Origin of the sequence: Microbispora oryzae (genome assembly GCF_017896165.1) — a bacterium.
Classification (GTDB): Bacteria; Actinomycetota; Actinomycetes; order Streptosporangiales; family Streptosporangiaceae; genus Microbispora; species Microbispora oryzae.
The window spans coordinates 111,816-120,915 of sequence record NZ_JAFCNB010000021.1 but is presented as its reverse complement, the minus strand read 5'-3'; the positions used below and the strand labels follow the sequence as shown (position 1 = coordinate 120,915).

Annotated in this window: 8 protein-coding genes; 3 read left to right on the top strand and 5 right to left on the bottom strand. The window is 73.0% G+C overall.

The window, feature by feature from the left end:
- The first annotated feature begins 136 nt into the window (after window positions 1–136).
- Genes mshB through JOL79_RS28220 form a run of 3 tightly spaced genes read left to right on the top strand, consistent with a single transcriptional unit; the run spans window position 137 to window position 2,121 of the window.
- Window positions 137–1,042, top strand: a complete 906-nt coding sequence (gene mshB, locus JOL79_RS28230) for an N-acetyl-1-D-myo-inositol-2-amino-2-deoxy-alpha-D-glucopyranoside deacetylase (RefSeq protein WP_210158932.1) — start codon at window positions 137–139, stop codon at window positions 1,040–1,042.
- A gap of 10 nt (window positions 1,043–1,052) precedes the next feature.
- Entirely contained in the window at window positions 1,053–1,604 is a 552-nt protein-coding gene (locus tag JOL79_RS28225; RefSeq protein ID WP_210158931.1) for a DUF6113 family protein, read from the top strand.
- 55 nt (window positions 1,605–1,659) lie between these two features.
- Entirely contained in the window at window positions 1,660–2,121 is a 462-nt protein-coding gene (locus tag JOL79_RS28220) for a hypothetical protein (RefSeq protein WP_210158930.1), read from the top strand.
- Between the two features lie 11 nt (window positions 2,122–2,132).
- On the opposite strand, the gene JOL79_RS28215 is transcribed toward JOL79_RS28220, so the two are convergent.
- The 5 genes from JOL79_RS28215 to JOL79_RS28195 form a co-directional block, all read right to left on the bottom strand.
- Window positions 2,133–3,107, bottom strand: a complete 975-nt coding sequence (locus JOL79_RS28215) for a zinc-binding alcohol dehydrogenase family protein (RefSeq protein WP_210158929.1) — start codon at window positions 3,105–3,107, stop codon at window positions 2,133–2,135.
- An 82-nt stretch (window positions 3,108–3,189) separates the two neighbouring features.
- On the bottom strand, window positions 3,190–3,834 hold the full coding sequence (locus JOL79_RS28210) for a hypothetical protein (RefSeq protein WP_210158928.1): 645 nt from the start codon (window positions 3,832–3,834) through the stop codon (window positions 3,190–3,192).
- Window positions 3,835–3,870: 36 nt separating this feature from the next.
- Window positions 3,871–5,028, bottom strand: a complete 1,158-nt coding sequence (locus JOL79_RS28205) for a cysteine--tRNA ligase (protein ID WP_210158927.1) — start codon at window positions 5,026–5,028, stop codon at window positions 3,871–3,873.
- A gap of 93 nt (window positions 5,029–5,121) precedes the next feature.
- Entirely contained in the window at window positions 5,122–6,990 is a 1,869-nt protein-coding gene (locus JOL79_RS28200; protein ID WP_210158926.1) for a sigma factor-like helix-turn-helix DNA-binding protein, read from the bottom strand.
- A 49-nt stretch (window positions 6,991–7,039) separates the two neighbouring features.
- Window positions 7,040–9,100, bottom strand: coding sequence for a UvrD-helicase domain-containing protein (locus JOL79_RS28195; protein WP_210158925.1), 2,061 nt, complete (start codon window positions 9,098–9,100; stop codon window positions 7,040–7,042).

The window sequence follows — 9,100 nt, the reverse complement described above, 5'->3', positions numbered from 1 at the left end:
TACGCTATCGCCTGCGGCCACCGCCTGATCTTTGATTGTCAGCACAACACTCGATGATCGCGGTGGCCGTTCCCATCTCTGCCACCAGCCCACACGCAAGATCGCCATCTACGGCTGGAGTACTAGGCTCTGGTCCATGACTGATCGCCGGTTGCTGCTCGTGCACGCCCATCCGGACGACGAGACGATCGAGACCGGGGCGACCATGGCGAAGTACGCCGCGGAGGGCGCCCACGTCACGCTGGTGACCTGCACGCTCGGTGAAGAGGGCGAGGTCATCCCGGAGCACCTCGCCCACCACGCGCCCGACCGCGACGACACCCTCGGCACGTACCGGATCGGGGAGCTGGCGGACGCCTGCAAGGCGATCGGTGTGACCGACCACCGGTTCCTCGGCGGGCCGGGCCACTGGCGCGACTCCGGCATGATGGGCGCGGCCTCCAACGGTCGTCCCGGCTGTTTCTGGCAGGCGGACCTCGACGAGGCGGCGGCCGAGCTCGTCGAGATCATCCGGGAGGTCCGCCCGCAGGTGCTGGTCACCTATGACGAGAACGGCTATTACGGGCACCCCGACCACATCCAGGCCCATCGGGTCTCCTGGCGGGCGTTCAAGCTGGCCGCCGACCCCGCCCACCCCGGGGGCGAGCCCTGGCGGGTCGCGAAGTTCTACTACACGGCGATGCCGAGGTCGGTGATGCGCCGGTCGGCCGAGTCGATGCGCGAGGCGGGCGTCCGGTTCCTGGTCGAGGACGTCGACGACATGCCGTTCGGCTGCCGCGACGAGGACGTCACCACGGAGATCGACGCCCGGCCGTACGTGGAGGCGAAGATCGACGCCATGCGCGCGCACGCCACCCAGCTCTCGGTCGACCCGCCGTGGTTCGCCCTGTCCAACGACGTGGGGCAGCAGATCTTCGGTGTCGAGCACTTCATCCTGCGCGCGGGCGTACCCGGGCCGCCCGGGCCCGGCGCTCCGCACGAGGCGGGCGGCCTGGGCGAGCCGTACGACCGGGAGACCGACCTGTTCGCCGGCATCGGCTAGTCTCGGCGGCATGACCGAGGAGGCGCCCGGGCACGGGATCACCGGCGACGCCGCGCGGCCGGGCTTCTCTGGCCCGGCCGGCGACGGCGCGGGGCCCGGGTTTCCGGATCCGGCGCCCGACGCCGTCGCCCCCTGGGCGCCGTCAGGCCGGGAAGAGGCCGCGGACTCTCTCGGGGGCCCTCTCGCGGGCGCGGTGACGGGCGCGACCTACGGCGTGCTGTTCCTGCTGGGCGTCGTGCTGGGCGTGGTCGGCGGATTCGAGCACTCCTGGTACGCCGGAGACCTCCCGGTGGCCGCCGTCGGGTGGCTGGTGATCCTCTTCGCGGTGCCGTACGCGATGGGCAGGCTGACGGGCGGCAAGCTCGGCGCACTCGTGCCCGCCGCCGGGTGGCTCGTGAGCTCCTTCGTCCTGGCCACTCCGCAGGCCGCCGGAGACCTCGCCATCGCGGGAGACCCGTCCGGGTTCTGCTACCTGTACGGCGGGGCCGTCGCGGTGGCGCTCGCCGTCGTCGCCACCCGCTCGGCCGGTTCCTGGCTGCTCCGCCGGTACGGAAACGCCTGAGGGCTCGTCGCGAGTGTGCTTTACCCCGGCGGGTGTCCTCCCCGATGCTGGGGGGATGCGGCGTGCGCACCGGGTCAGGCAGGTGGTCAACTACGTCAACCTCTCCACGCCCCTGGGACTGCTGATCGCCCGGATCGGCCGCGCCACGACGCGCCGGGGCGAGCGGGGCCTGGTCTACGCCCACGGCTACCGCATCCCCTTCCCCGTGGCGGGGGCGTTCACGGTCGGCAACGTGATCCTGACCAAGCACCCGGACGGCTATCTGACCGGCCCGCTGCTCGATCACGAGTCGCGGCACGCCACGCAGTACGCCGCCTGTGTGGGCCTGCCGATGCTGGTCCTCTACGTGGCGGCCTCCGGCCTGTCGCTGCTGGTCTGCGGCCATCCGGCGTCGTGGAACGTGTTCGAGCGCCTGGCGGGCCTCGACGACGGCGGTTATCCGTACGCCCTCCCGCTGTGGCGCAGGGCGCGGCGGCGCGGCCGGAGGGCCGGGGCGTACGGCCGCCCGGCCGACTGACGGGACACCGGTCAGGCGCGGACGACCACCATCTTGCCGCCGGCCTCGTTCGCCTCCATGACGCGGTGCGCTTCGCGTATCTCCTCGAAGCCGAACACGCGCGACGGCTTCGCCCGCAGCCGGCCGGCCGCCACCTGTTCCGCGATGCTCTGGAGCGGCACGTCGGACAGCGGGAAGCCGGGGGTGCCGAACACGAAACTGGCGAAGAAGGTCAGGCAGACACCGCTCGCCATCTGTGACAGGGGATCGAAGGCGGCGATCGGAGCCAGGCCGCCGAGCCACCCGGCCAGGCACGCCCGCCCGCCGCGCCGCAGCATGGCGAGCGAGTCGAGGATGGTGCTGTTGCCCACGAGGTCGAGCACCGCGTCGAGCCGTTTGGCCTCGGCGATCCGCTGGGAGAGGCCGGGTCCCTCCAGCTCGGCGCGTTCCGCGCCCAGGCCCACCACCAGGGGGAAGCGCTCGCGGTCGCGGGTGGTCCCGATGACTCTCGCTCCGGCGTTCACCGCGAGGTTGATCGCGGCCTGGCCGAAGGAGGAGGTCGCGCCCCTGACGAGCAGGGTCTGCCCCTCGGTGAGGCCGAGGTTGCGGAACAGGCAGGTCCAGGCGGTGGCATACGTCTCCGGGATGGCCGCGACCTCCGCCCACGGCAGGTCCGATTCGATGAGCGCCACATTCGACGCCGGCGCCCTGGTGTACTCGGCGTAGCTGCCGTTGACGGTCCGGCCCAGGCCGCCCATCAGCGCGGCCACCTTCGCGCCGACCGGGAACTCGCCGCCCGGGCAGGCTTTCACCAGCCCGACGCACTCGATGCCGCTGACCGGTGCAGCCTCGGCCCACTCACCCCTGCGCATGTGCATCTCGGCGTGGTTGAGACCGAACGCCTTGACCTCGATGACGACATGACCGATGAGCGGTTCGGGCTCGGGCAACTCCGTGTAGACGAGGCACTCCGGCCCGCCGAACCGCTCGATGACGATGGCGCGCATCGTTCCCCCCTGTGGAACGGCCCAGAACGGCCCAGAACGGCTCAGAACGGTTCCAGTGTGCGCCTCGCCGCCCGCCACTCCCTCAGGCGGGGCAGGAGATCGGCGGCGACACGGAGGCGGCGCTCTGCCACGCCGCGTACAGGGCGGGCGGCAGGGCAGGCGGGCAGTCGGCCGGGTCGAACGGGCCCCGGTAGGTCCATCCGCCGGCGCCGAGCCGGCTCCACAGGTCGATCTGCTTCGGCACGGCCATGGCCGCGTAGTCGTCCCGCTGCGGCGGCAGGGTGACGGCGTAGTAGAGGTCGGCGGCCTCCGTCGCCCCGTAGACCATGCCGTAGAACAGGGTGCCCTTGTCGGCGGCCTCCGCGGCGGCGGAGTCGCCCGAGGCGCGGGCGACCGCGCTGAGCGCGTCGCGGACGTCCTGGTCAGGGGTGAGCGGCGCGATCGTGCCCTCCGGGCGGCGGCCCCCCGAGGCGCCCTGCCCAGCCGATCCGGCCGATCCGGCGGCCGGCGCGGTGGCGCCGGTCCGTGTCCCCGAGGAGGCGTCCGGCGAGGCTCCCGCGGCCCCCGCGGCTTCCGGGGAGGCCGCGGCCGAGCCGGCGAGGAGCGCCGGTGGCTGCGAGCCGGATCCGGAGGCCGAGCCAGAAGGGGAGAGAACCATCACGACGGCCGCGACGGTCGAGGCGACGCAGACGAGCAGCGCACCGGCGATCATCAGGGGTATGGACATCCGTCCTGGCATGCTCGACTTGTAGCACGGCGTTCGCTAAAGCGGGAAACGGCGTTCCAGGGGTTCGGCCGGTTCCACGGGGCCGACCGGTGCCCGGCCGATCTCGGCCGACAGGTCGAGTCCGAGCACGTGATCGACGTGCAGGAAGGTCTCGAAGCGCGACCCCGCGGCCACGGAGTCGTCGCGTTCGAGCTCGCCGAGCAGCCGCGACGCCAGCGGCACGTCGAGGTCGTCGTCGAACGCGTCGTCGATCCGCCCGGCGTAACCGGCGTCGATCGGCCGGCTGGGCGACTCGGCCCACTCGGCCACCCGCCGCCGCCACCGGCGCAGCGTGGCGTCGGCGGCCCGCAGGGCGTCCCACGTCAGGCGCGCCGGCGCGCGATAGTGCCGCTCCAGCAGGGCCAGCCGTACGGCGAGGGGGTCGAGGCCGCCCGCGACGATGTCGGTGAGCGGCAGGTCGGTGAGCAGCCGTTCGCCCTCGGCCCAGTGGCGGACCACCTCGTGGCCGGTCGCCGCGGCCGACAGGGCCCGCTCGGCTTCGCGGTGATGCGGGCCGGGCCCGCCGACGCGGAGGTCGACACGGTCTCCCAGTGAGTGCAGCGCCATGGCCGAACAGGTGACTTCCCGCCGGGGAGCGCCGCGACCCCAGGGGGAGTCCCAGGCGGGCTCGCCGTCTCGGGGCGCCCACAGGGCCAGGTCGGAGCGTCGGCCCGCCGCGTCACCCCCGGCGTCACCCCGCGCCACGCCGGAGAGCTCGCCGTACGACGGGAAGGACGCGGCGTCGAAGTAGACCCCGCCACCGGGCGCCGCGTAGGCGTGCCCCCGCTCGATCAGCCGGGCGATCAGCTCGATCACCGGACCGACGGTCTCGCCGGCCCGCGGCGTGTGCTCCGGCCGGTGGATGTTCAGGGCGAGCGCGTCGGCGAAGAACGCGTCTTCGTGGGCCCGCGCCGCCTCCGGGGAGGGTTCTCCGTCCGGCCCTCCGATGTCGTCGATGCCCTGGCAGGCGACCACCCGGAGCCGGCGCCGTTCCGCGACCCGGCGGACCAGGTCGGCGAAGAGATGGGTACGCAGGTCGCCGAGGAGGGCGTACCGGTGCGGAGCTGGACCGCAGATGTACATCCGGAATATCCGGGAGCCCGCGGGCACGATCGGCTCAACCTGTCGCGTGCGGATGTCGTGGAGCCGGAGCATGTCCCGAGCCTACGTCCCGCCCGGCGGAGGCACGGGAGTGACGCGGGGGGTGACGCGGTCGGGACCGGATCAGGAGGCGGGTGAGGAGACGGGTCAGGAGAGGAACTGCACGATGTCGCGGTCGCCCCGCTCGCGCAGGCGGTCGAGCACGTCCTCGCGGACCGCGCCGTCCTCCAGCCCGATCCGGGCGCCGATCAGCCGCAGGCCCTCGGCCTCGGACGCCACCGGGGCCGTGTATCCGATCAGGTGCAGGGCCTGGTTCAGCGTCGGGATCCCGGGGGCCGAGGCGGGCAGGAAGCGGGTCAGCAGCTCGCCGCCGTCGGAGACGGTGAGGAAGACGTGGTCTCCCTCGGTGGCGTTGTATTCGGCCAGCACATGACGGATCGACCCGATGGTGGGCTGGTTGTGCCAGCTGATCACCACCTCCCCGGACGACGTCGAGGCGGTGAGCTGGCCGCCCGGGGCCATGCCGAGGTGGGCGGCGAAACCGGTGGGCAGCGGCGACCCGGAGCCGCGCAGGTGCTCGGCGTTCACGTCGACCCGGTGCCACCAGCGTCCGTCCCTGCTGCGGAAGCAGCGGCGCGTCATGGAGACGTCGCGGCGCGGCTGGTACGAATCGCCCTGATCGGGGGTGGCGACCCGGATCCATCCCCGCTGGGTCCGCTCGAACCCGGGTCCGCCCGCGTAGGCGCGGATCGAGCTCTCGCTCACGTCGTAGCGCGAGGTGAGATTGTCGATGATCATGCTGACGGACGCCTCGCCGCCGGACCGCTCGATCTCCCGGGCGATCATCTCCCGGATCCCGAGGTATTCGTCGCCGCCCCAGCGCCGCAGGCCGTACTTGTTCCGGTCGAGGCGGATGAACCGTTCGTCGGAGGCGAGCTGGTTGCGGACGCCGACCGGGCTGTGGTCGTCGCCGATGCGGGCCTGGATCTCCTCAGGTGTGAGCGGCGCGCCGGTGACGCCGAGGACGGCCTCGGCCTTGTCGCCGAGGCCGCGCGACCACGGCACGACGTGCCCGTCCAGCACCCGCAGGTGTGGAACGGAGGTGATCCAGCGCTCCGCGACGTCGGCCCGGACCCCGAGCTGGGCGACGAGCGACACCGCCTCGGCCAGCGGACGGGGCCCGTCGGCGAACAGCTGCCGCGTCTTCTCCCTGAGCTCATCGGCGCCGCCGGCCACCAGCCAGGTGTCGGCCTGCTCGTAGCCGGTGAGCAGGGTGCGGACGAAACGCCAGGCCGGGATGGCGAGGGTGACGAGCTCGGTGCCGTGCCAGGGCGCCGCGGCGGCCAGCTCCTCGGCCGGTACGGCCGACCCGAGCCGGGAGCGCAGCCAGGACAGATGGGCGTTGAGCGGGGCGGCCTCGGGACCGGCGAGCCAGCTCATGACGTGGTCGCGCAGGTCGCGTTCGATCTGCCGGATGCGTTCGCGGGTGACGGAGAACCGCTGGGCCAGATCGTCGAGCGTGGCGCGTTGCGCGGTCTGTCCCGGATGGTGCGCGGCGTCGAAGTAGAGCCGGTCGCGCGCGATGGCCCGCTGCCGGTCGTCCAGCCGGGCGAAGATCCCGTCGATGATCTCCGGGAGGGGCCGGTCGGACGGCGCCGGCGGGGCCTGGTCGTCCGCCCGCTCCTCATCCGGCTCGGTCGCGAGCAGCTTGCCGATCAGACCGGAGAAAAGGGCGTGGACGCTCTCCCGCGGGCCGGGGAGCCGCAGGCTCTCCTCGGGATCGGTGAACCTCAGCAGCGGCAGGATGTCGCCGAGCACCAGGTGGGGCCAGCAGGCGCTGGTGAGGTCCGTGAGCCGCGAGGCGACCTGGGCCACCCCCACCGCCGCGCAGGCCCGGTCGATCGGCAACGCCTGCCACCACGCGTCCGGGAGGCCGGGGTCGCTAGCGATCGGCTCGACCTGGCTGGGTGCCGTCCAGCGCAGCGGAGGAACGATGTCGCTAAGACTCAGGTTCAATGCAGATCCAACCGGCAAGGGGAATATATCCGCAGTTCAGAGTAGGGGATCAGGCTGGCAGGAAGGGGCTGGCGCGACCGGAATAGGACACCTGGAGGAGCTCGCGGGCCCGCGTGCACGCCACGTAGAGAAGCCCCCGTTCCCGTTGCAGATCGTGCGCCCGGGCCGTGGGGTCCTCGGCGGCCGGGGTCAGCGCGTCGGGCGCCGGCACGATTCCGTCAGCCACGCCTATCACGGCCACGCGGCGGAATTCCAGCCCCTTCATCCCGTGCAGTAGCGTCACTTTGACCATGATGCCCGATTCGCGTAGTGCGGTGCGGGCGGTTCTGACGAGGTCCGCGGTACGGGCGGTGACGGCGATCTCCGCCGTCGGCACACCCTCCTCCAGCCATTCGGTGAGCGTGGCGACCAGTCCGGAGATCTCCGCCTCCGGGCTCACGTACTCCCGCACGATCGGTCGGAGCCCGTGGCCCAGCGCGCGGAAGCCGTACAGCTCGGCGTTCCCGGGGACGAGCCCGTCGGCCGGTCCGCCGCCGCGCAGCCGGACGCCCCACGACAGCATCTCCCTCGGCAGCCGGTAGGAGATCTTCAGGTGGAACCGGCGGGCCGGGATGCCGACGTCGGCGAGCGCCACCCGGGTGTCGAACATCCGCTGGTGCGGGTCGCCCACGATGAACAGGTCGTCCGGCGCGACCGGCACGGCCGCCCGCAGCAGCCGCCACTGCGCCGGGTGCAGGTCCTGCGCCTCGTCCACCACGATGTGCCGGTACGGCCGGGGGCCGGGGCCCTCGTCGCCCAGCAGGTCGCCGACGGCCCCGCCGAGCAGGCTCGCCGCGTCTGAGGCGAGCTGGAGGAGGGTGCGCCGGCCGGTCTCCCGCAGGCGTCCCACGACGTGCTGGACGGCCTCCCACACGGTCCGCCTCGCCTCGGCGTCCAGCCGCACGCCACGGCCGGGCCGCGCGGCGGCCTGATACTCCTCCAGGGTCCGCAGGTTCTGGGCCAGGACGACCTGCTCCCACTCCCGCAGCAGGAAGGCGGCGCCGAACCGGTCGACGGCCACCTCGTTCCACAGGTCGGCCAGGTCGCCCGTGCCCACCAGGGCGGGGGCGCGGCCCTCCGACTCGGAGACGATGCGGTGCGCGATCCGGTCGACGTTGCCCACCTCGACGCGCTTCCTGACCACCTCGTCGTGCAGCAGGAGGTCGAGGCGGGAGGAGAGCTCGGCGGCGAGCCCCTGGCTGAACGTCACCAGCAGGACGGGGCCGGTGGCCTCCCGGGCCAGATGGGCGGCCCGATGCAGGGCCATCACGGTCTTGCCGGTCCCCGCGCCGCCGGTCACCAGCACCGATCCGTCGTAGCTGGGCCAGTTCGAGTAGAGACGCTGCGGCGGGTGCGGATAGGTGCACCAGGCGGGCGCGTTCAGGATGTGGTCGAGCTGGTCCGGGCCGGCGGCGAAGGCCGCCTGATCCGGGCTGCGCCGCAGCGCCGCGGCCAGGTCGTCCGGATCGATCTCGCCGGCCTCCTCGGACCGGAAGGCGTCGAGTTCGCGCCACGCCGCCGCGGGTGAGCCGCCGCGGGCGAGCACCGCCAGCGGTGCGTACTGCGTCTGCGGAAGCAGCGGCTCGACGGCGTCGAGATGGGTCTGCGAGGTCATCAGCCGGAGCAGCGGCAGCAACTCCGGGTCGATGCCGATGTCCGTCAGCTCGATGTCGCAGAATCCCGCGAACAGCCGCCGGTCCGAGCTCTCCGCGGCGCGACGCAGTGCGGGCTCTACCTGTCGCAGCGCCTCCGCCTCCCAGCACTCGACCACCCCGATGGCCGGGTTGACCCCGAACCGGTGCCGCTGGGCGTACGACCAGGCCTGGGCCTCCGGCAGGACGGTGACGAGCCAGTGGACGTCGCCCTGCCGCACGGCCACCCCGCGGTGGTGGTCGCCGAGACGGAGCGTGACCGTCCGCGGATCCCGGGTGCCGCGCACCCGTTCGGGATGAGGGGCGACGGGAGAGTCGCCGAGGAACCTGCGTAACGCGACGAGCGCGTCCTCGCGTACGGCCGGGGGAAGCGCGCCGAGGTCTCGGGGGACCTCCGGGGATATCGCCAGTCGGGGCAT